Raw genomic sequence first — 23,441 nt, forward strand, 5'->3', positions numbered from 1 at the left:
AAAAAAATTATAGCTAGTATGAGAGTTATTAACAAAATAAGAGATAGTAGCTACGACGCCTCTATCTCTTATTTCATATTTCATTTTTTTACTTATAAATGGCTTTATATGAACAGGGTCTCTTCCCTGAGAAAAGTACTCTAATTTTGCTTAGAACTACCTGTACTAGTAGCTTCACCATGTATACGTTGCTGTTTCAAATCAAAGTATACATCTAATACTTCCTTTCCAATTATAGAATTAATTCCATTTTTATCATCATGAAGCCATGGAACTACTACGGAAAATGCTACTTCTGGATTATCATATGGAGCATATCCAACTAACGTTAAGTTGTAACATTCCATACGTTCTCCTTTTGCATTTCTACCAATCGGGTCATCTCCACCATATACAGTTTGGGCTGTTCCTGTCTTTCCTGCTGGTTTATATGGCGCGTTTTTGAAATATTTCACGCCAGTTCCATCACCTTCTTGGAATACCCATCTAAACCCTTCTTTTATCCGATCAATATGTTCTTTCTTCATATCAATTCGATTTAATACGACAGGCTCTATGGAACGTATAACTTTGCCAACCTCTTCTTTTATTGATTGTTCTCGTATTTCTTGTACAATTTGAGGTTGCATTCTATAACCACCATTCGCAATCGTTGAAATATATTGCGCTAATTGCAACGGCGTATACGTATCATACTGACCGATAGAAAAATCTAGTAAAAACCCAGGTTGACTATCTACTTTTCTCGTTTGTCCAATTATTTCATTCGGTAAATCAATACCTGTTGGGACACCTAAACCAAATTGCTTGAAATAATAGCGCATCGTATCAAATGCTCCTTGTTTAATATCCAATGAGCCATTTGGTACGTAATTGACTCCCGCAATTTTTAAAGCTGTTTGGAACATGTATACATTCGAAGATACTTGTAAAGCCCGTAAATCATTAATATTACCAAATCCGGATACATTCCACGATTTCTTAGCTTGTGTACCTTTAAATTTCATCGGCGCGTCATAAAATTGATCTCCTGGATGTATTGCCCCTGTCTCATATCCAGTTAATAAAGTAGCACCTTTTACAGCTGACCCTAGCTCATACGAAGTTGTCATGTTACCTAATGCCAAATCCTCAACCTCTATTCTTCCTTCTTTTTCTACAATCTTTTTGCCTGCCATTGATAAAATTTGTCCGTTATTTGGATTCGTCATGACAACAAAAGCTCGATCGAGCAGTGGCTCTGAACTCTTAAAAGCTCTCAAGTTTTTCTCTATACTTTCTTCCACTTTCTTTTGTAATTCCATATCAATCGTTAATGTTAAACTATTACCACTTTTTCCTTTAGAGATTATTTCTGTGCTAACAATGTTTCCTGATTTATCAGTAATATTTTTCACTTCTTCTTTTGTGCCGTGTAATACATCTTCATATCGTTGTTCAATATAACTTTTTCCAACACGATCATTACGGTTATATCCACGTACTAAATAAGAATCTAAATTTTCTTTCGGTAATCCTTCTTCACTACTCGTAATATTTCCTAATACAGAACGAAATAAATTACCATTTACATAATTACGTTCCCAATCAACAGTTGCATCTACTCCTGGAAAATTCGCAAGGTTTTCACTTATCCGCGCATACTCTTCATCTGTTACATCTTTTTTAATAATTTGTGGTGTTAGTTGATAACCTGAACTCATTTTACTTTTAATAGCTAACACCTTTAAATCTTGTGCTGTTAATTCTGCTAATTCTACCTCTGTAACACGACCTCGTCTTAAGTCTTCTATTTTTTTATCTAACTCTTTTCCCTCTATACCCTTTTCTTTAAACTTTTCTATATCTTTCTTAGTAATCTTTGTCTCCGCACGTTTCAAATTCAACTGCATCCAAAAATCTTTTTTATCGATATCTGTTAATTTATTTATATCTTGTTCAGGCATTTCAAGTACTTTCGCCAAGTCTTTTGCTGTTTTTAAAATATCTTCACTCGTAATTCCCTTCACCCTTGTATACGTAATTGTGCGAAGAGATTTATTATTAACAACTGTTTTCCCTTCTCGATCTAAAATTTGTCCACGTGGAACTGGAATACTAGTTATTGCATTTTGACTACTTTCCACTTGGTTCTTATAAGCCTCTCCCTCAACGATTTGTACCTTTCCTAGCTGCATAATAATAGCTGAGAATAGTACAAATATGCAAAGGAACATTATATTTAATCGAATAGATATATATGTCTTCTGCTTCTTGCCTTTTTGTCCTTTCATAAATCCTCCATTTAATCCTTTCAGGAATTGCTACAAATACTAAAAGCATTCCTTATATATTAGATACCGATAATCGGTTATAAATATCGCCTCAATTTTTTGCTTAATCCTTGTAAGCAACCATTCCTTTTCGCTTAGCTACGGAATTAATAACTCTCCCTTCTTGTTTTCTCTCTATTTTTTTTGCCACTTGCATTAGAAGTGCTAAACTGTATAATAACTCTTATTAAACTTACATATAAACTTGCTAGTAAATTTTCATGCTAATTATTCCTTTCTTCATGCTGTAATACTTAATAGACAACCTAAACAATAAAGTTGTTCCACATTTACAAAAAAAATAATTAAATATAAGATGAAATAGGCTACATAAGGGAGGGTTATATGTTACATACAAGAAGATGGAGATTTTTTGCGGTTCTTTCTATTGTAGGTTTGATTTTACTAATTTTATTAAAAATCAACTTCTTTTCAATTACTATCGCAACTTCTTCAGCTGAAAGAGGAAAGATTTTTGATAAAAATGGTGTAATGCTAGCTACAAATAAGAAAGTTAAGTCTCTATATTGCACTTCTAATGATGAAAAGCTATCGAAACAAGATACATCAAACACATTAGCTTTTTTTAACCAATTTTCAAGCGAGTTTCAACATGATATTTCTACAGAGAACATAAAATCTCAATTACAACAATCTTGTAAAAAGAAGACTATGAATGATATACCGTTATACTCTGATATAAATGAGAATGAACTTGCATTCATAAACAAAAACAAACCCAATAATGTAATAATTAAAGATGAATGGATTCGATATTACCCTAAACACGAAATTGGTTCACAAGTAATTGGGTATGTAGAAAATGACCTTAAGTCCAAGCATATGGCTGTTGGAAAAAGCGGGATTGAGCTGCAATATGAAAATGATTTAAAAGGAAAACCAGGCAAAACTCTTATTTTTAAATTGAATAATAAAAAGTTCTTATGGAACATTCAAAAAGTACAAAAAGGAAAAGATATACGGCTAGCTTTAGACTCTGAGTTGCAGCAAAAGGCAGAAGAAGCATTAAGATCGCAAATTAAGAAAACACCTGATGCTAAAGCTGGTTATGCTGTAGTGAGCGATGCAAAAACTGGCGCAATTTTAACTATGGTCAACTCGGCAGTTTTTGATCCAAATATATTAAATACACATGTATCTTCTAGAAAAGAAAATATTAAATCTCTTTCGCAAAATAAAGCGATTCAAAAATTAAAGTATGGTGAATCTTATGTAAATATGGCTTCTACTATAAAACCACTTACTATTTTAATTGGATTAAACGAAAAACTCTTTCAACCCGAAGATACTTATTTAGATAAAGGTACTTTTCAGTATGATAATCAAAATAACATTACGAATGCGCCTGGAACACCAACAGGGGAGATTACACCGAGGCAGGCTATCATTAATTCATCTAACACATTTATGACAGCAAAAGTAGCTCTGCCCTTATTCAACCAAAATAATGGAAATATAGAAAAAGTGGCACATATATGGACAGATTATTTAATGCAATTCGGCCTACGTTCTAAAACTGGGATTGATTTACCCTTTGAAGAAGACGGACAATATGAATTCCATCCATCTAATAAATTTGAAAATGGGATTTCAGCTTTATTAAATGCCTCTTGGGGAGGAAATGAAGTGCATACTCCTCTTCAACTCGCTCAATATGCAGCAACTTTGGCAAGTAAAGGCGACAAATATAAACCTCAAATCGTAAGTGCGATTATTGGTCAAGATGGTAAGGAAACCAAAAAGTTTAAACCCATTTTAGAAAGTTCAAATCGTTACCCGATGAACTTTTGGAGTGTCGTGCAAGGTGGGATGAGTCAAAATATAGAGGAAATTAAAAAGTTGCCCTTTGACGTCGCAGGTAAAACAGGTATTACAGGTTTTCCAAATGAGCAAGCAAGAATGATAAATCACTCTCTTTTCATTGCATATGCTCCTACGGAAGATCCACAAATTGCCGTTTCTGTCGTTATCCCTGGTAGTAATTCAGAAAAAAACATTGCCGCTCTCGTTACATCAGAAATTTTAGAGTACTGGAATACTCTTCAAAGCGAAAATAAAAATAAAGAGGAAGGTTCACTTTAATGAACCTTCCTCTTTTACCATATAGAATCTATATTTATTATTTTCCATATACCTTCATTATTCTTTTCGAACATAAATGAATATTTAATATCAGTTAAAACATACTCTTTCTGTACATATCCAGTATTACCGTTAATTGTAGATATTTTTATATATCCATTATTCTGTACTTTTTCTGGAATCCAAGCTTTTACCATTTCATTAGATACTTCATATAAAACTTGTGATTCTCGCTTTGGTTCAGCTAAAATTTTCGTTTTATTTCCAGTAACAGTTGCATATATAAAATGCGCTTGGTTTGGTTGGTTACTTTCTGTCAATCCACTTGGTACTTTATATACTTGCTTTGTATCTTTTGCAAACTCTCCTCCCATTGTAAGGGCGACTTGCAACTCATGAAAGATATCTTCATCAAACTTCAGTTCATCCTTCCTATAACTCTTTCCTTTAAATAGAACTTCATCATTTAACGCTTTGTACAAGTTATTTTCATTTTTTGAGTTCGTACTTTGATATAGTTCATTCATAAATTGTTTTAATGATGGATCTTGAGCAGACTCATCTTTTGTTTTAGGCTTAATTTGAGTACTACTTTGTACCGGTGATTTATTATCATCAAGCCAAGGTTGTTGAACAATGAAAAATAACATTGTACAAACCAAAACAACTACAATAGGTAATGCTTTTTTACGAAATGGTCTTTTATGTTTTTCAAAATCCACTTCATTATTTTCATATATAGACTGCTTTATTTTAGAAATAAATTCTTCTTCATCTTTACGATTCTCCATTGGGCCTTTTTTTATTTTTCTATACCAGTCAGGATTTTGTTTATTGTTCATCACTACTACCCTCCCCTATTAATTTTGAAACCTTACTTCTCGCTCTACTTAATCTCGATTTTACAGTTCCAATGGATACTCCTAATGTTTCAGCCATTTCTTCATAAGATAATTCATATTTTGCATCCAATATAATTATTTCACGGTGCTTTTTAGGTAGTTCTAATACCACCTTCCACACATCATTCATTTCTTCTTGCTTAAAAAATTCTTGTTCTGCTGACAAGGATTGCTTATCGTCACTAAAAAATCCTATTAAAGATATCCTTTTAAAATAGGAGGATTTCAAATAGTTTATTGCCGTATTTCTTGTGATTTTTAAAATCCACGTTTTAATAGATGACTCCTTTCGAAATGAATTCCAATTTTTAAACACCTTTATAAATACATCTTGCGTGATATCATCTGATAAGTGTGGATCTTTCGTAATAATAAATGAATAATTCCATACATCTTGCCAATAGTCTTTTATAACATAGTCCAGCTCATCATGATTACACTTTTCAATAAACGTCTGTTCCATTTCCACACCTCAAACTTATTTGAATAAACATAAAACTGCCCTCACTTTTTTATTATGGTTTCAATATATAGACAAAATACAAGTTTCATTTGTTCCATTGTTTATCTTTTTTCAGGCAGAATAATACTACTAAAAAACAAGTAAAGCATACAATGATAAAAATCCACTCACAATAATCTATTTTTTGAATTTAACGTAACACTCTACTTGTCCATTTCAATTTGCTATTCCCTTCTATTTACCATTAACAATGTCAACTTTTCTAAAATGACAGCAAAAAAGCATTCTCGATTAGAAAGAATGCTTTTTTGAAATTTAATTGTTCTATATTTCCCCCAATCTATATCTTTGAGTTAAGCAAACATGTAATAAATTTAGTGAAAAATTCACCTTATAATTAAGTATTATTTCTGAAATACATGTTTTATTTTTTCACCTGGAACGTTACTTCCTCCTCTTCCTTTTACATCTTCAATCATCATTGTAACAATCATGTCTGGCGCATTTGCATCGAAAGCTGCGAACCATCCCAGTTCTTTTCCGTCTGCTTCTTTCGACTCTTTCAGTTCTGCTGTACCAGTTTTACCAGCAAGCGTCACACCATCAACCTGTGCAATTCTCCCTGCGCCATCAGGGTCATTAATGACTTTAATTAATGCGCTCTTTAATATCTCTTGATTCTTTTTAGAAACCACATTTTCTTTCCAATTCCCTGCTACTTTTGCTTCTTTTAAAAGATGTGGCGACGGAATATTCCCTTCATTCACAATCGGTGCATATGTTAATGCTAAATGAAGTGGTGTCATTAATACTTGTCCTTGTCCATAGCCCGTGTCTGCTAGTTGAATATCGTTTTTTATCCCATCTTTTGCAATGATTGAAATAGGAAGTTCGTATTCGATTGGTAATTTTTCATGAAATCCGTACTTTTTAAATTCATTTACATACTGATCTTTTCCCATTTTCAAAGCTTGTTGAGCAAAATAAATATTATCAGAGTACTTCATTGCCTTATCAAAATCAATTGGACTTGCATCCTTTACACGCGTTACATAGTAATTTCCCCAAGACGAATCTTTTGTCCACTTCAATCCTTGAATTTTAAATTCTTCCTTCGGATTTATTGTGTTTGTTTCCAAACCAATTGCACCTGTGATCGTTTTAAATACGGAACCTGGTACAAATGCTTGTGTAAAGCGATTCGTCATTGGTAGTTTCGAGTCGTTACTCCATGCTTCTCGTTGGGCTTTCGATGCTCCTCTAACTATTATATTTGGATTATAAGCAGGGCTACTTACAAGTGCGATTGTTTCACCTGTTTTAGGATTGACCGCTGCACTAGACCCTGCTTCAGTTTTCATCTCATTAAAGATTTTTTCTTGAATTGCAGCATCAATTGTTAACGTAACATTTTCTCCTTCTTTTGCTTCTTTTTTTGCTACGTTTTTAATCTCTTTCCCCTTCTCATCTTCTATAAATACGCGTCCACCCTTTTCACCACGCAATTTATTTTCTAACACTTTCTCTAAACCGGTCTTACCTACTAAATCATCTGCTTGATAACCTTGTTTTTGAAGTGATTTTAACTCCTCCGCATTCACCTTTCCTATGTATCCAGTTAAGTGTGCCGCTGCTTCACCTAATGGATACGTACGAATATTTACTGGGTGAGATGAAACTCCTTCTAATTCAATATAATCATTCTGTCTGGTTCCCTCTTTTAAAATGCCCATTGGTACAAAGGAGTCTGGTTTTATCCATTTTGCTGTGAGCTTTTGTTCGACCTCTTCTATAGACATATCAAGTAATTGTGCTACTATTTCTTTCGTTTGCGCTGCTGTTTCGCCTAGTTTCTCTGGAATAATTCCAACCTCAGTCGCTTTACCATTCGTTGCAAGCCCTTTTCCATTTCGATCATATATTTCTCCGCGTTTTCCTTGCTCTATTTGCATACGTACTTTGTAATCTTTTTTCATTCCTGGAAAAATGAAGTCTGGTGTCCAATCTATTTTCCAAGACTCTTTATCTTTCACAAGTTTTGCTTCATGGATGAATGAAACTGATCCTACATCCGTATCCATCTTAACTTCAAAAAGAAAAAGCTCTTTATCTTTCGTATTCTCTCCTTTCATTTTAACTTTTAAATTATTAGCTCCAATCCCCTCATAGATTTTTTGATATTTTTCTGTGAATTCTTTTTTAGAAATTGATTTTTTTGCATGATCTGATAAATGATCATACATATTTGTAAATTTTCTATCATTCCATAAATTGATATATTCTTCAAATGCTTGTTTTGGCGGTTCGTTTTTATTACATCCTACCAACATAACCGCAAAACAAACGAAAAGCAGCATCCATAATTTTTTCAATTCAATCTTCTCCCTTAGTTAAAAATGATGATTCCTTTCTTAATTTATTTAATAAAAAATGTTCTAACGCTTAATAGACAGTGAAAGTAATGATATTGTTCCATATTTACAAAAAACTAAAAAAGAGTGATAAGAATTCCGTAAATTTGGAATCCTCATCACTCTCATTTGATATTGTGCAAATCATGAATATGAAATAAGAATTTCTAATTTTTAAAAACAATTTTAATTTTCCGACTAACGGGATAAAAATCCTGTATTTGTTCTATTTTTAATAATTCATAAATTCGTTGAAATGTTCGCATCAAATTCATCTGATGTTTTGGTATCTATTTTTCTCCCATCAATTGTCATCTTTATTTTTTGTTTTTGGTTTGCTGTTACCACCCAAGCGTTCGGTAAATAACGATCTTCATGGGATAATGTAGACGGTGAATTTATAACCTTTCCTCCTAAATATAGCGTAGCAGAAGAACCTCCATCCATTGCCATTGCATTTATAGCTCCTTTTTCATATAGAATATCTTGACACTCTTTCAACGTAGCTCCTATACTATGTGTCTGTCTACCGTCAATAACTAGAAACATAATTGTACCATCTTCTTTTTGGGCCATAATACTTCTTGGAGCCGACCCCCAACCGCCGTCTCCTTCTGTAATCATTTTTTCTCCATTTACAATTAACTGTGGCATAAATCCAGCTGCGGAAACGACTTGTTTATCCAACAGTTGTTGGGTAGAATAATTTCCTGTTATCATTTGACCAAACTTTGTTAATCCCGTAATAATTGTAGGGGCATTTCTATCCATATTTGTATCAATAGCTTTCCCATTTTCTATCACAATTCCAGTAGCAACATTTCCTCCACCCCTTCCTGTTTCGTCAGCAAATCCACTTGCATTCACAGCAACAAGTGCATGATTACGCTTTGCCATTACACTAATTTTTTCTCCCCTGTTAGCACCCTGTGTTCCTTGATGGCTAACAAGTTTAACATTGAAAGGATTACTAATTGTGACTAACTTTCCTTCGAAAAGAAAGCGACTATCTTTATTACTTTTAATCGTTTCTACATCAATTTCTAATGGCTGATTTTTAAATTCTTCTAATCTTTTTCCTGCTATTTTTTTATAAATATGCTCATCACTATTTGACCATTTCGGATGATTAATTCTATCTTGCAATTTATCTAGTTCCTTTTGGGATAGGAATGTATATTTCGCATATTGTGGATGCTGAGAAGTTAATATACTCCCAGCGATTGTTATACGAAGCTCTCGGCCATAGCTAGTACCAAATAGTATTCCTACGCCAATAATCATTAAAATAGAAAATAGAAGCAAAATTCGTTTGAAGATTTTTCTTAGATGTTTCATAGTTTTATCCTCCAGCATTCATTACATTCAATAAATCCATTAAAATATTATTTATCTAAAGACAAAAGTGTTTGATTTCCCCATGCCTGAATTCCCCACTATGTTTTAGCAATTAAGGCAACATACTTATTCCGGATTTCGTTTTTTCAGTGTATATTTATAAATTTAATAACGTTTTTGCAACCATGAAGTAAATTACTAATCCTGTTCCGTCAACAAATGTTGTAATAAATGGACCTGAAACAACTGCAGGATCTAGTTTTAATTTTCTTAGAATTAAAGGTAAAGCAGCTGCTACAAGAGAGGCCCAAATAACAATAAATAATAAAGTAATTGCTACAACTTGCGCAACTTCTGTTCCAACTCCTAACATATAAGCACGAGTGAGGCCAGCTATCCCAAGTGCAAGTCCAAGAAGCATACCAATTGCAAATTCTTTTTTCATTACACGGAAAATGTCTTTAAATTTTAACTCTCCAATACCAATTGCACGAGTAATTGTTGCTACAACCTGTGTTCCTGTATTCCCTCCAGTACCTACTAATAATGGAACAAAGAAAGCAAGGGCAACTACAGTTTCAATTTCGTCTTCAAAATACTTTAATACTGTACCTGTATATGCCTCAGCAACAAAAAGAAGTAATAACCATGGTAGACGTTTTAGGAAAATGCTCCAAATACTAGCTTCAAAGTAAGATTGATTCAATGGTTCACTTCCGCCTAACTTTTGAATATCTTCTGTAGCTTCTGCTTCCATAACATTCATTACGTCATCAAATGTTATAATACCAATCATTTTATTATTTGCTGTTGTGACAGGTATTGCTGCTAAATTATAATTCAGTAGCTTTTTTACAACTTCTTGCTGGTCAACTTCAGCGTGTACTGAAATTACCTCTGGCATCATGATAGTAGATAATATCTCTTCATCTGCTGCTAGTAATAACTCATGTATGGAAACGATTCCCTCAAGATAACCATGACTATCAAGAACATAACTATAAGATATTGATTCTACATTTTCAGAATGTTCCCTAATGTACTTCAATGTCATTTTTACTGACCAATTTCCTCTAACTGCAACAAAATCACTTGTAACAAGACTTCCTGCCGTTTCAGGTTTGAAAGTCATTAATTTTTTTACGTTATGTTTTGTAATTTTATCTAGATACGCCATTAATTTAGCCTGTTCTTCCGGATGAACCGCTAGAAGTAAATCTACTAATTCATCAATCGGTTGTAAATTCAGTAACTTTTTAGCTTTATTTTCAGATAAGTGAATTAAGATATTATATTTTTCTTCTGCACTCATATATTGAAGAACTTTAGAGCTTTTTAATACAGGAATCGTATTTAGTAATATGACTTGATCTTCAATTGAAAACTGTTTTACTTCTTGCGCAATATCATACGACGGAAGACGTAAAACTTTCTCTGCATCCAAGTTATTTTTGGTTATAAGTAATTCCTTTAATAATTTCTTCATGTTAACTCCTCCTCATATTGCTAAGGGAGACTCTAGAGTTTCATGAGTGGTTTTGTTTTATTTTATCTGTCTTAAATTTTTTATTAGAGCAATAATAGTTACATTGCAATCAATTCATTAGTTAGAATTACCTCCTTTTTGAATATAGACAAGATAAAAATAAATAACATTAAACAGAAAAACCTTTACTCAAAAAGGAGTAAAGGTTTTTTCACAATACAAATAAATGATTATTAAGACAGCTCTGCCGAAATCACAGAGGTGCCTTTCTATCAAATCGTATACCACTCCCTCGTTGAGTTTTAGCACTGTATAGCATAGGTTTTTATAACCAGCTACATTAAGAAGGGCCTTAATCCGACCGTTCCTGTTGACCCATTGGCGTCTCTCGACATTTTTGGGCAGCAGCGTTTCTCTATACAGGAGCCTCACCTAACAAAGTTTATTGAATTACTTCAAAATTTAAACCAGAATTTAATATTTGTCAACTGACTTTCAATTCCATTTATAAAAAAATCTTTTATAGAAAATGAAATTATATTTTATTATAAATTTAAAATTCCCCTTAAAAAACATAGAATTCAAATAGATTTAATTCGAAGAAACGTAATAAAACATATGAAACTTATTGTTTTTAATCAAATTCCAACTTTATAACAAAAGATGAATAATTAGTCATTCTGTATATCAAAAGAACATTCACAAAAAAATCTTCTTTTATGATTAAAATCTTCTTTACTGTTTATCAAATTTATATGGTTAAACTACTTAATCAAACGATACACTACAAGTCAAAAATATGTACTTATACAGAATGATTACAGACATTTTTTCATATCATTTCTCAAAGGACTATAAAGCAAGAAAACAAATAAAATTAGCAATATGGTTGCTTGACAAGCAAAAAAAATATATTTATGCTTGCTACACGAAACAAACACATAAAATTTATATTGCTTAACCTGTTAGGTGAGGCTCCTATGCAAACACAGGCTATTGCCCAAAAATGTCGAAAGACGCCAATGGGTAGAACAGGAATTGTCGGATTAAGGCTCTTCTTAAGATAGCTAAGTAATGAATTTTCATTACTTTACGTTGTATAGTGCCAAAGCTCTACTAGAGGGAAAAAAGCCTTATTTAGTCATGCCATTTTGAATCCCTCTAGTTACATACTAGGGGGATTTTTTGCGTAAAGAACAGGGAATAAGCGATAGAATCTTCCTAAACAAAAGTCATATTTAGTAATTAACGAGAACAAGATTCTATTCATTAGCAAATGTAATATTATGTTTTGTTTTAAATCAGGAGGATATTAAAATGAAAAAAATATTAAAACTCGATTATCTATTGCTCCTTCCTCTATTCATAACATGTACTTTAGGTATTATCATGATGTATAGTGCAAGCTCCATTGTCGCTGTTCAACATTACGGTTATAACAGTAGACATTTTGTTGATTCTCAATTAACAAAGCTACTTTTAGGAACAATAGGATTAATAATTTGTGCTTTACTCCCATATGAAATATGGAAAAAACGAATAGTCTCAATCTGTATTATGGTTGGGGGGATTTTTTTATTAATTATGGTTTTATGGAAAGGAAAAGTGGTAAATAATGCTCAATCATGGATCTTTGGAATACAGCCAGCTGAATTTCTTAAGTTAGGAACAATCCTTGTAACAGCCCGTTTTTTTGCATTGCGACAAGAACAAGCTAAAAATAACTGGAGTGGTATCGGAAAACTTTTATTTTTTTTAGCTACAATTTTTTTTCTTATCTTTAAACAACCAAATTTAGGATCTGCACTTTTAATATTAGGTATAGGTTTTAGCATATTTCTTTGTTCAGGAATAAATATAAATCTACTAATCAAAAGAACTACCATCGGTTCTATTTTATGGTTACCTATTTTATATTATTTGATTCAATATAGTTTATCAGAAGTTCAAAAGACACGTATTACTACGATTTTCAATCCCTTTCTTGATGCGCAAGGAAATGGATACCAGCTTGTAAACTCTTTTATTGCCATGGGCTCTGGAGGAATCACTGGTCGTGGATTTGGAAATAGCATACAAAAAACAGGTTATCTTCCAGAACCACACACTGATTTTATAATGGCAATAGTTTCTGAAGAACTAGGATTTATTGGTGTATTTATTCTATTGGTTGGAGTTTTGACTATAGTACTTCGCTCCTTAAAAATTGCACAATTATGTGTAGATCCATTCGGCAGTTTTATAGCAATTGGTATAGGATGTATGATTGGTATGCAATCAGTTGTAAATTTAGGTGGTATTACGGGACTATTTCCTCTTACAGGTACTCCATTTCCATTTGTAAGTTTTGGTGGAAGTTCTTTAATGGTGAATTTAATAGCAATAGGAATATTGCTTAATATCTCAATTTTCAATAAAATAAGACTTTCTCCTTTTTAAAATCTATTGTACTATAGTCATTTTTGTTACATTTAGAGAGATTATACAGGCTTTCATAATGATTTGATCAAACTGTAGATTTATTAATTTTAAACGAACATTTAAAATATTTTATAGCATAGAATAGACAGTATACAGTAGACACCACTAATATCTACTAGGTGAATAAAAAGAAGGAGAAAATAAATGACTCTAAATATAAATAGAGTATTCCCACGTAATTGGTATGCTGTGAGTTATGTAAAAGATATAAAAAAGATTCCAGTAAAAAAAAGAGTTGCTGGCAAAGATTTTGTATTATATCGGGATGAAAAAGGCGAAGTTCAGGCTCTATCACCTTACTGCCCTCATCGTGGCGCTGACTTATCACTGGGACAAGTAGTAAATGGTAAACTAGTCTGTCCCTACCATGGTTGGGAGTTCGATAGTTGTGGTACTTGTGTAAGAATTCCATCCCAACCCAATAAACCTATCCCGAAATTTGCTCATACCTTCTCATACCCTGTAAAAGAAAAGATTGGGTTGATTTGGATATACCCTGATAGTGAGGAAAATCCACCTGAATGGCAAACTTTTCATGTAATGGAGAACACTCCTTTTAAACTCTCTTTCTTCCACGCCACTTGGAATGCACACCTTACTCGATCAATCGAATCTGTGCTGGATATTGCTCATCTTGCTTATGTACATAAAAAAACGATTGGTAGAAAAACAAAAGCCGAATCAACCAATTATAAGCTGGAGGGAACACTGGATCAGTTTATATTCTCAAATGGTGATGCTTACCTTGAATACAAATTCCCACATCAGTGGATGCTTCACAGTGGCAAACAGGAGAATGAGTCATTTATTCAGTATATTACGTTTACACCAATTGATGAAGAAGAGACATTAATTATGGGATATACCGGAAGGACATTTTTAAAGTACTTCCCTTTACTAGACCAAATTTTAGCTAAATTTAGTTTAAGAGTACTAAAAGAGGATCAAATTATTGTAGAAAGTCAACATCCTAGACCTATACCAGAAGCTTTAAAAATGGAGGCCCATGTTCATGCAGATATGGCTCAAGTTCAGTTTAGAAAACGTTGGTTTCAGTTTTTACAAAATGGGTCTTGTTTTTCACTTGATTAAAGGCACGTAACGCAGTATTAAATATAGGTGTAGTGATGTTGATAGACGGTGGATGCTACCCCATCGCCATCAAGCTAAAATTTTATAGTACCCCCTGAACCCAATTTTGTACTAACTCGTAACAAAAAATCCCTTCAAAAAAGAAAGGCGCCTATGCACCTTTCTTTTGTAATGCATTCTCACTCTCTTAGCATTCAGAATCCCTTATGAATCACTTTAATGCATCATTGTACGAACCTAATTACCCTTTAGAAAAGTAATAATTTGTCTCCTTACTTTTCAGTAACATATTTCCTCTTATTATTAAAAATAAGTCGTTTCTACTTAATATTTTTACTATAACTCTAACTAGTGCTAACCAAAGGATCATAATAAGCCAAATATAATTTATTAATCACGTTTAAAGTACATAAGTCTGCACTGATTGAAAATGCAGAACCAGCATTAATATCGTTTAGCGTATTTGTAATCCGCTAACGACTTAAATCACCTTATTTCACTCTCTTCGGTAAAGCTGAGCCTGAATGTTCAATTACTGGATGAACATAAACATTAATGTCAGCATTACTAAAATAATTTTCACCTTGATCCCAATTCTTACTTATTTTCTTTCATTCTTTATAATTATTCCGCTTATATACTTCTCCTAATGCTAATGCATCCACCTTATATTTTTTTGAACAAGCTTTATTGATTTTTGAATCCTTTGCTCCATCTCTTTTGAAATATCCTTCGTTAAGCGTTTTTTATCTCCATGCTCAAATGTTTTCAATTATTTTTGTTTCTCCAGATTTATTATAGAATCTTTCATCTAAAATTAGTCTGTTTTACCAGTTAACATAGAATTTGACAGACGAATAAATTCTTCTTTTCGATTTAAAAAAATGTATGTGCAATAAGAGTTATGTTTAACATTAACAAAACACTTAATATAACCAATAAAACCATACACCCAAAATTTACTTCTTCATTGAAAAAACAACATTTTTAGCTAGATATAGTAAGTTATTTTAGGATGAAAAATTTAAAATATCTATCTTTATATACAGTTCAATATATTACTACAATTTTAACAAAGGACCACAAGCAATTGTAAAAGAGAAAATGAAAAAACAACTTAAGTTTTACCCTATACAATCATTAAAATATATTAAATTTATTGTTGTATTAATTACCAATAAGAATTTCATAAAGAAAGCACAGACTTATTAAGACACATATTTATCTAACCTACATAAAATAAAGATGTACAATTGCCTACTTTATGAATTTTTTATAATGATATATAGAAAGGATTCATTAAGTTATGTTTGTTGGGAAATAACATTTATATTTCCTCTAAAATAAACAGGGTACAAATTACACATATCAGCCTGTTTATTTTAGAGAAAAGTTGTTTATAAGTAGTTCTTTTCTTTAAAAGAAGGAACTACATTTTTTAAATTAAATTTCTAAATGGATAAATTTAGCACGGGAAAGGAATTGAACTTATGTCTAATTTAAATTTCATTTCTGATCAATTTGCTGCAATTCTTAAAGGAAAGAGTAAAATAAATCAAGGTGGTTGTTCGGTGTCTTTTCACCGCAATTTTAAGGTCCTGGTTCAAGGAAAACCAAGTGCCTATGTAGTTCCCGTCGGAGTAAGTTTTGAATCGTTGGATCAAAATGGCAATGCATTAAATTTAGGAGAAATCGCGGTTCTACAAGAAGAGATCCCTGCATTTATGAAATCAATTGTACAACAAGGAATTATTGTCAGTGCTTTACATAATCACTGGTTATACATGAATCCCTTAATTATGTATATTCATATCCAATTGGTAGAGCATCCGTTACATTTTGCAAGAAAATTGGCAAATTCATTTTTATCGTTAAGCAGCTATCCTGTTACTAATATCGAAGGGCAATAATTTATCTACAATCATAGATATGATAATAATATGTACCAGACTCCATGCACGTTGCGCTTGTATAAATAGTATTATCTAATGTATCTTCTTCCGTTATTACTCCTCCTTTTGGAACCTCACAATTTTACAAAATACGAAAAATGACCGATATACCCTCTTCTTCGTTATCTATACCCTGAATATTTTATTTACCATACGCTGCTCGTATAAACCTTGATGGTGGGGTGAAATCTCCATTAAGTCCCATTGAACCTGAACCTTGTCCAAAAGTACTTAATGGTATATCCCCCTCGCATGGCTGCGATTTAAGACCTATATATTGTCTTGAATTTTGTAAATGCCAATTAAACTCAGGACTATTAGTCACTACTCCTTGTCGATTCTAATACAATAGATTCACCCCATTTATCCGATAAAATCCAATGTAATGGTGGAGTAACTCCTAAAGCAGGTAATGGTACCTCCCAAAAGGAAATACTAGCTACAAATTTCTTTAACTCTTCAACAGATTTGAATTGTGTCTTTCGAAACCAGAAGAAAAGCCAATAGATTTCTGAAAACTGGGCGTATGATTTGATATTGTAAAGCCCTCAGGCATCAATTTGTTCATCACCTATCATCATGTATCCCTTGGTTGAAACCATCAGCTTTTCTGTACCTCTTCCCAGTCGATAGCTCGAAAAGTTATGAGTGTTGAGCTCAACTTAACGACGACGAGAGCTGCTCCCCAATTAGTGATGAAACCCATTATCACATTTCGTATCATGTGGCATAGGTCCATCCAAGGAATCCAGAAAGGCAACGGCCTGTTTGAGGTTCCTCAAAAATAAATGCGCGAGATCCATAGAAAACCCGTTTCGAACCACAACGCGCATAATCGTCACTGCTTCTAGGTCTGGAGGCAATGGATATGCGGGTACTTGCCAGCCGAACACACGCAATTGTCGAGATAAATCATAAAGGTTCCAGTTTAATGTGTAACCTTTTTTCAGTTGCCAAGCGAAAACCGGAATATCCGAACCATCGGACAAAAGTTCGAACGGTTCCATCTCCTGAATTGCCTTGCTAAGAAAAAGAGCGACCTTCTGAGAAGCCCTTTGGACATCATAGTACCCACTTTTCCCCAAACGCAGGTAATTGTAATATTGTAGGAGCACTTGTGCGCCAGGACGTGAAAAATTCAGGGCAAAAGTCGGCATGTTTCCGCCTAAATAGGAGACGCGGAAGATTAAATCATCGGGGAGATCATCAGCTTCCCGCCAAATTATCCAACCCAAGCCAGGATAGACTAATCCATATTTATGTCCCGATACATTGATGGACTTCACCCTCGGCAACTGAAAATCCCAGACTAAATCTGGTTGAAGAAACGGTGCTATAAATCCGCCCGAAGCCGCATCTACATGCATAGGAATGTCGAGTCCCGTCCTCTCCTGTAAATCGTCCAACGCTTTTGCAATGGCGGCAACCGGTTCGTAAAGTCCGGTATAAGTCTCACCGAGAATCGGTACCACACCAATCGTATTTTCATCCACGGCTGCAAGGACCCCTTGAGGATCTAATCGGGGATGCTCAGGGCTAACCTTCACATAGCGTGGTTCAACCTCCCAATAGTTCGCAAATTTTTCCCAAACGACTTGAACAGCAGAACTAAACACAATATTAGGCCGATCCACCGGCTTACCCTCTCTTTTTCGTGCATTTTGCCAGCGTCTCTTTAACGCAAGCCCCCCGAGCATACAGGCTTCCGACGATCCAGTTGTTGAAACGCCCATAGTTGTAAGGGGGCTGGGGGAATGCCAGAGGTTGGCTAAAATGCGGACACACCGCTCCTCAATTTCAGCTGTCTGTGGATATTCGTCCTTATCAATTATGTTCTTATCAAATGATTTAGCATATAAGTGCTCTGCGGTAGGTTCCATCCATGTACTAACGAATGTTGCAAGATTCAAGCGTGCATTGCCATCAAGAGTCATTTCATCATGGACGATTTGATACGCTGTTTCTGGTAACATGCCTTCATCAGGCATGTGAAAGCGCGGAACGACTGATTCTCCTTTGCGGGCAAAAAGAGGATTTATAGAAAATTCGGGAGGCAGCTCCATTTGCACGTGACGCGGTAGATATTGTGGATTATCTGGCATAACCTCTTTTCCTTCATATGTATCGTTTTGCACTTCTTCTTTTCGATCCTGCGGCATACTAGTCCCCCTTAATTAATGGTTTAACAAATATATTATTTACAAAAAAACATTTGCTAAACCAAGGGACAATTCTAATAAAAGGTGATGCCATCATTCAAAATAAAGGAGTATAGTTTTTGATTATAAAATAGAAATCGATTTATATTTTAATGAAAATATTGAATATTTTTAATATAATTATTGAGTTATGTATTTATAGAAACTTAAGGGGTATGATTATGGAGTTTATTACTTTTAAAGTAATTTGTATCTTTTTATTTTTAATGCTTATGACTTCTATAGAAGTTTTAGGATATGGAGTTCAACTTGTTGGAGCGAAATTAGCTTTAGTTGCATCGGCTTTTGCTAAATATAATATTATGTCTTTAATTGCTCGATTTTCTAATATGTTTCAACAACCATTTACTGTTTCTTTAGTTGATAGTACAGCAAAAAATGGTAGATTAGAATTACTAATTAAACAATTAGATTTTTGTTATTAGGTTCTACTATGGGAGTAATACTTGGAGGGATTATTAGTACCATTTTTTATGAAAGTTCTTTCTAAAGCGCTAATACCATTGTCAAAAGATGGTTCGTTTTTAAACATGTTCAAATTAATATGTTCACAAAAGAATTGATGCAACGTTAAAAAGAATGAGCCCGGTACAATACCGGACTTATATTCATACAACCGCTGTATTTTTCTGTTTAACTGTTGGGATTCAGTTCATAATGAAACATATTTTTACATAAAAGACTTTCGTATATAAATTTTTCAAATGATTTATTAGCGAATTGTTGACCAATATCACTTTTTTGAGTGAGTAATTTTTTAGATTGATAATGTAATGAATTTTTTTCGTTTCTTTTATGTAAAATATTCTAGTTTTGCATTAGGAAAGAACTGTTTCATATAGGAATACAGATAGTTTTTTATATCCTCTTCTTCTTCTTTTTGATAAATGTATTTTCCGATTCCATATTTCCCCCATTTATACCTTCTTTTCTCTTCATCTAATTCTAGTTTTGTCATCGGGTAGTTTTTTTCAATTACTCTCTTAGCTGGCTTTGTAAAACGATGTTGAATAAATTCAAATGTAATATCATCCCGTGCATCAAGAGGTAATTCAGCATTTAGGCGTTCAAACATATGATAGTATCCTTCCTTCCAGCCTTCATGCAGGTAAATAGGAGCTACAATGAAACCAAGAGGATATCCAGCTCTAGCTACTTTTCCTGCTGCCTCAATTCGTTTAGCTAAGGGAGAAGTTCCTGGTTCAAAGTTTTTAATCACATAATCAGCGTTTACACTAAAGCGAAATCTTGTTTTTCCATTATGTTTAGCATCAAGTAAATGATCTACATGGTGGAATTTCGTAACAAATCTCAATTTCCCATATTCAGATTCTCCAAAATGCTCAATGGCCCGTTTAAGGGTATGCGTTAAATAATCGATTCCTACAATATCTGAAGTACACGACGCTTCAAATCTTGTTACTTCAGGTGCACGCTCTTTCATGTATTTATCAGCAGCATCTAAAATTTCTTCAACATTTACATACGTTCGTATATAAGGCTTACTTCCCATCGTTGTTTGTAAATAACAATAATGACAATGTCCCATACATCCCGTTGCAAAAGGAATTGCATACTCTGCTGAAGGCTTGGAAGTATCGAATTTCAGTGTTTTTCTAACACCAACAACCAGCGTGGATTTTGCTACTCGATACTTTTGAAAATCGTTATCCCCTGGCAAATCTCTTACTTGATTATGGGAAGTAGTATGTCGAATTTCAACATCCATCTTTGAAAACTTCTCAAACAGCTCTTTCCCCAAAGGATAATCTAATGCTTTCGGTTCAAAATATACGAGCTTAGGCATAAATGGCTTATTCATTCTAACATCCCCTCTGAAATATCACCATAATAGTAAGTGTAAGCTTGGTTTGCTTCACCTTCGGTAGCATATATAGCCATCTCATTTGTTAGTGGATAATACGTTTCGTAAAGAAATAGTGCTAATTCATTAGGTCTTTCAGGATTATTTACAACTGCTGCAGCTTGTATGTTAGCTACGTCTTGAGTATGAGGATTTCGGTAAAAAATATAAACAATGTCACCAGCATGATACGTATTACTTTCAGAAGAAAATTCCATTCCATCACCATCTCATTTCATAAAATTCAATGCTCACAGTTTTACTTTCTAATTTTCTTGTAGTGTAACTATTTAATTACATTGATAATGATTACGTCATACAAACATATTTTGAAAAATGAATAATAAATGTACTCCCAAAAAGGCAAGCATATATCAATGCTTGCCTTTCGTTCTAACGACGATGTTCAACAAGATCGATTACACCTAAAACGACGTGTGCTAAACCAAAACCAAATACTGTATTTGCAATCATTTTATTAGTTCCACGAGTTTGTTTAAGAGCATAACCTGCTGCTGTCACTGCTGTACCTAAAGCTGTTGGAATTAATCCTTCACGAATGTCCACAGTGATGCCTCCTTGTTTCGTAGTTAGTAAATTTGTTTTAATGACTCGAAGTAAAGTATTAAAACAAGTATTAGTATTTTTCTTTTTAATAAAATTATGTGAAATTTTTATGAATAATATTTTAAATCCATAACAGCTATAAAGATTGAAAAAATTATTAATTAACAAATAAGAAAATATCTTCAAAACGTATTTTTATATGAAAATTTTATACCTCAGACAAAAAAATTTTTGCGAAAATTCTCTCCATAAAAAGTGCTCCTAAATTTATATATATAGGAGCACTTTTTATGAAACACTATTCTTTATTTGCTTATGAACCACTTTATTATAATAACCATGCTTTACAACTTGCCTAAAATCATCTACCTCGATATCCATTCTTTCCGCAATATCTACAACAATTGTATTTTGTAAAACATTCACCACAAATCCCATTAATTTCAAATTGTGATTTTTACGATATGAAAATTCAACGTAATCCCCAAGTGTTACTTCTTTATTATGTTTCATTTGGCGCCCCCTAAATTATCGATAATTATACAATAGTTTCCCCCTTTTTTACTTCTACATACGGGGTCACCAGTTTATCATTTTAGCCAATTCATCTCCCACCTACTTATTTTGCGTTCCTTGAGGAAGGGGGCTTCTTGGCTAAAATGATAAAAAAAGACAAACTCTCCAATGTGAGGAGTTTGTCCAAAACCATGATTTCTTTAGTTTAACAATATAGAATTCAGTTCCGATAAGAATCTTTCTTTTTTCCATATCCCACGGTTTTTGCATCGATACTAACAATAGTGGATTAGAATAATGACTTAATACTTGCTAGGACAGTAAGAATACCTATAATAATGACAAATACATTGCTAGATTTCCCTTTGTATTTAGCAAGTACTGATACTTTATGGATTGCATACATGGGTAGTATACATAAGATAGCAGCAACTAGCGGACCGCTAAGGGCATCAATGATTCCAAGAATACTTGGATTTGTATAAGCAACATACCAGTATGTTAATACGACAAAAGTAAGAATCATTGTCTTAACTGTTTTTTCTCCTATATCTTTCCCACGTTTTTTACTGGACTTGATAATCATGTCACGCATTACCTCATACGCTCCTATATAATGACCAAGGAAAGACTTTGTAATAGCCACAAAAGCAATGATAGGAGCTGCAATAGTGATTACTGGCGAATTAAGCTCATTAGCAAGATATGATAGGATTGACAAGTTCTGTTCTTTTGCCACCTTAAGATCATTTGGAGTCAAACTTAAGGTACTGCTCCAAACAAAGAACATAACAACTGCGAATGTCATAATATAACAAACTTTTTGTATTTGAGCACATTTAGCATCAGTAGCATCTATTCCATACGTAGCTCTCTGTTTCATAACAAATGACGAAATCATAGGCGAATGATTAAACGAGAATACTATGATTGGAAGTATCATCCATATCGTTCCTAAATATCCTGTTCCTGTTGAAGCAGTAGAAACACTTGAAAAACTAAGCATTGACGTATTCCACTGTGGAATCAAAGATATTGCGATAAAAAGTAGAGAAGCTATAAAAGGATACACTAGCATGCTCATGATCTTTACAGTTATATCTTGACCAAAATTTAGTATAGCGATAAGACCGAGTACTAAAACAAGCGATAAAATGGACCTTGGAGGCTCCGACATGTGCAATTGATGCACGATAAAGCTACTAGCGGTATTTGTAAGTGCGACCGAGTACATCAGCACGATCGTATAAATGGAGACAAAATATACAATATTAAAAATGATACTTGCCTTATTTCCAAAATACTCTCTTATTGTACCTGTAATCCCCTCATCGGCAGAGTTCGAAGCGTAAATCATTTTAGCAAGCGCCCTATGTGAATAATACATAACAGGATATGCAAGTATGGTAATTAACAGCAATGATAATAAACCACCTGAACCTGCATTAATCGGTAAAAAGAGTACTCCTGCTCCAATTGCTGTTCCAAAAAGGCTCAATGCCCAGGTAGTATCCTGTTTATGCCACTTTTTAGGGTCTAAATATTTCTCATTTTTTACTGCAGTGTTATCAGCTTGAAATTCTATGTTTTTTGCAGTATTCCCATCCATATAATAATTCCTCCTTGTGTCCTATTCTTAATTCTCTTTTTAAGATATAGGAATATAGACCGTTCTTGAAAAATGAATAGCTTATATAGTGCCCCACAACGAATATCCCCCTTCTAGGTTAATAAA

Annotated in this window: 17 protein-coding genes, 3 pseudogenes and 2 riboswitches; of the genes and pseudogenes, 5 read left to right on the forward strand and 15 right to left on the reverse strand. The window is 33.4% G+C overall.

Going from position 1 to position 23,441, the window contains the following annotated elements:
* Nucleotides 1-140: 140 nt before the first annotated feature.
* Nucleotides 141-2,273 (reverse strand): peptidoglycan D,D-transpeptidase FtsI family protein, encoded by a 2,133-nt coding sequence (locus MKY38_RS09695; RefSeq protein WP_000678283.1) that lies wholly within the window; start codon nucleotides 2,271-2,273, stop codon nucleotides 141-143.
* Between the two features lie 384 nt (nucleotides 2,274-2,657).
* On the opposite strand from MKY38_RS09695, the gene MKY38_RS09700 reads away from it, so the two are divergent.
* Complete coding sequence (locus MKY38_RS09700; protein ID WP_070180141.1) at nucleotides 2,658-4,415, forward strand: peptidoglycan D,D-transpeptidase FtsI family protein; 1,758 nt, start codon at nucleotides 2,658-2,660, stop codon at nucleotides 4,413-4,415.
* Nucleotides 4,416-4,429: 14 nt separating this feature from the next.
* On the opposite strand, the gene MKY38_RS09705 is transcribed toward MKY38_RS09700, so the two are convergent.
* From MKY38_RS09705 to mgtE, 5 genes are all read right to left on the reverse strand, one after another.
* Nucleotides 4,430-5,257 (reverse strand): SH3 domain-containing protein, encoded by an 828-nt coding sequence (locus tag MKY38_RS09705; protein WP_001060751.1) that lies wholly within the window; start codon nucleotides 5,255-5,257, stop codon nucleotides 4,430-4,432.
* Nucleotides 5,247-5,780 carry an RNA polymerase sigma factor gene (locus tag MKY38_RS09710; RefSeq protein WP_000438327.1) on the reverse strand — a complete coding sequence of 178 codons (534 nt, stop codon included), beginning with the start codon at nucleotides 5,778-5,780 and terminating at the stop codon, nucleotides 5,247-5,249. Before MKY38_RS09710 ends, MKY38_RS09705 begins: the two co-directional genes overlap by 11 nt.
* Nucleotides 5,781-6,184: 404 nt before the next feature.
* The gene (locus MKY38_RS09715; protein WP_114556079.1) at nucleotides 6,185-8,152 is read right to left on the reverse strand and encodes a penicillin-binding transpeptidase domain-containing protein; all 1,968 of its coding nucleotides are present in this window, start codon (nucleotides 8,150-8,152) and stop codon (nucleotides 6,185-6,187) included.
* Between the two features lie 279 nt (nucleotides 8,153-8,431).
* Nucleotides 8,432-9,529 carry a phosphodiester glycosidase family protein gene (locus tag MKY38_RS09720; protein ID WP_065223734.1) on the reverse strand — a complete coding sequence of 366 codons (1,098 nt, stop codon included), beginning with the start codon at nucleotides 9,527-9,529 and terminating at the stop codon, nucleotides 8,432-8,434.
* Nucleotides 9,530-9,686: 157 nt separating this feature from the next.
* Nucleotides 9,687-11,015: a magnesium transporter gene (gene mgtE / locus MKY38_RS09725; RefSeq protein ID WP_065223733.1), complete on the reverse strand. Its 1,329-nt coding sequence runs from the start codon at nucleotides 11,013-11,015 to the stop codon at nucleotides 9,687-9,689.
* Nucleotides 11,016-11,296: 281 nt separating this feature from the next.
* A riboswitch (M-box (ykoK) riboswitch) is annotated at nucleotides 11,297-11,462 on the reverse strand.
* 507 nt (nucleotides 11,463-11,969) lie between these two features.
* Nucleotides 11,970-12,146, forward strand: a riboswitch (M-box (ykoK) riboswitch).
* 186 nt (nucleotides 12,147-12,332) lie between these two features.
* Between mgtE and MKY38_RS09730 the strand changes: the two genes are divergently transcribed.
* Nucleotides 12,333-13,454, forward strand: coding sequence for an FtsW/RodA/SpoVE family cell cycle protein (locus MKY38_RS09730; RefSeq protein ID WP_000722116.1), 1,122 nt, complete (start codon nucleotides 12,333-12,335; stop codon nucleotides 13,452-13,454).
* A 186-nt stretch (nucleotides 13,455-13,640) separates the two neighbouring features.
* Nucleotides 13,641-14,588 (forward strand): aromatic ring-hydroxylating oxygenase subunit alpha, encoded by a 948-nt coding sequence (locus tag MKY38_RS09735; protein WP_000174200.1) that lies wholly within the window; start codon nucleotides 13,641-13,643, stop codon nucleotides 14,586-14,588.
* A gap of 241 nt (nucleotides 14,589-14,829) precedes the next feature.
* Here MKY38_RS09735 and MKY38_RS09740 read toward each other — a convergent pair.
* Nucleotides 14,830-14,898 (reverse strand): annotated as a pseudogene (locus MKY38_RS09740) (HXXEE domain-containing protein); the annotation flags it as partial.
* A gap of 181 nt (nucleotides 14,899-15,079) precedes the next feature.
* A pseudogene (locus MKY38_RS09745) lies at nucleotides 15,080-15,339 on the reverse strand (Ger(x)C family spore germination C-terminal domain-containing protein); the annotation flags it as partial.
* A 739-nt stretch (nucleotides 15,340-16,078) separates the two neighbouring features.
* Between MKY38_RS09745 and MKY38_RS09750 the strand changes: the two are divergent.
* Entirely contained in the window at nucleotides 16,079-16,498 is a 420-nt protein-coding gene (locus MKY38_RS09750; protein WP_341048838.1) for a DUF1259 domain-containing protein, read from the forward strand.
* 4 nt (nucleotides 16,499-16,502) lie between these two features.
* Here the strand turns inward: MKY38_RS09750 and MKY38_RS09755 are convergent.
* Together MKY38_RS09755 and MKY38_RS09760 are read right to left on the reverse strand one after the other, a co-directional pair.
* A pseudogene (locus MKY38_RS09755) lies at nucleotides 16,503-17,019 on the reverse strand (linear amide C-N hydrolase); the annotation flags it as partial.
* Between the two features lie 210 nt (nucleotides 17,020-17,229).
* Nucleotides 17,230-18,699 carry a glutamate decarboxylase gene (locus MKY38_RS09760; RefSeq protein ID WP_001135433.1) on the reverse strand — a complete coding sequence of 490 codons (1,470 nt, stop codon included), beginning with the start codon at nucleotides 18,697-18,699 and terminating at the stop codon, nucleotides 17,230-17,232.
* A 221-nt stretch (nucleotides 18,700-18,920) separates the two neighbouring features.
* Between MKY38_RS09760 and MKY38_RS09765 the strand changes: the two genes are divergently transcribed.
* Nucleotides 18,921-19,184, forward strand: a complete 264-nt coding sequence (locus MKY38_RS09765; protein WP_000394421.1) for a lipid II flippase family protein — start codon at nucleotides 18,921-18,923, stop codon at nucleotides 19,182-19,184.
* Nucleotides 19,185-19,552: 368 nt separating this feature from the next.
* Here MKY38_RS09765 and splB read toward each other — a convergent pair whose 3' ends face one another.
* The 5 genes from splB to MKY38_RS09790 form a co-directional block, all read right to left on the reverse strand.
* Nucleotides 19,553-20,581, reverse strand: coding sequence for a spore photoproduct lyase (splB, locus tag MKY38_RS09770; protein WP_001039638.1), 1,029 nt, complete (start codon nucleotides 20,579-20,581; stop codon nucleotides 19,553-19,555).
* On the reverse strand, nucleotides 20,578-20,841 hold the full coding sequence (locus MKY38_RS09775; protein ID WP_065223732.1) for a transcriptional regulator SplA domain-containing protein: 264 nt from the start codon (nucleotides 20,839-20,841) through the stop codon (nucleotides 20,578-20,580). The genes splB and MKY38_RS09775 overlap by 4 nt, the downstream gene beginning before the upstream one ends.
* Before the next feature lie 175 nt (nucleotides 20,842-21,016).
* Complete coding sequence (locus MKY38_RS09780) at nucleotides 21,017-21,190, reverse strand: hypothetical protein (protein ID WP_000354585.1); 174 nt, start codon at nucleotides 21,188-21,190, stop codon at nucleotides 21,017-21,019.
* Nucleotides 21,191-21,478: 288 nt separating this feature from the next.
* Nucleotides 21,479-21,703, reverse strand: coding sequence for a DUF2187 domain-containing protein (locus MKY38_RS09785; RefSeq protein ID WP_000682213.1), 225 nt, complete (start codon nucleotides 21,701-21,703; stop codon nucleotides 21,479-21,481).
* 292 nt (nucleotides 21,704-21,995) lie between these two features.
* On the reverse strand, nucleotides 21,996-23,315 hold the full coding sequence (locus MKY38_RS09790) for an aromatic amino acid transport family protein (protein WP_341048840.1): 1,320 nt from the start codon (nucleotides 23,313-23,315) through the stop codon (nucleotides 21,996-21,998).
* Between the last annotated feature and the right edge of the window lie 126 nt (nucleotides 23,316-23,441).

This window comes from Bacillus sp. FSL R5-0585, from assembly GCF_038004545.1.
Lineage (GTDB): Bacteria > Bacillota > Bacilli > Bacillales > Bacillaceae_G > Bacillus_A > Bacillus_A cereus.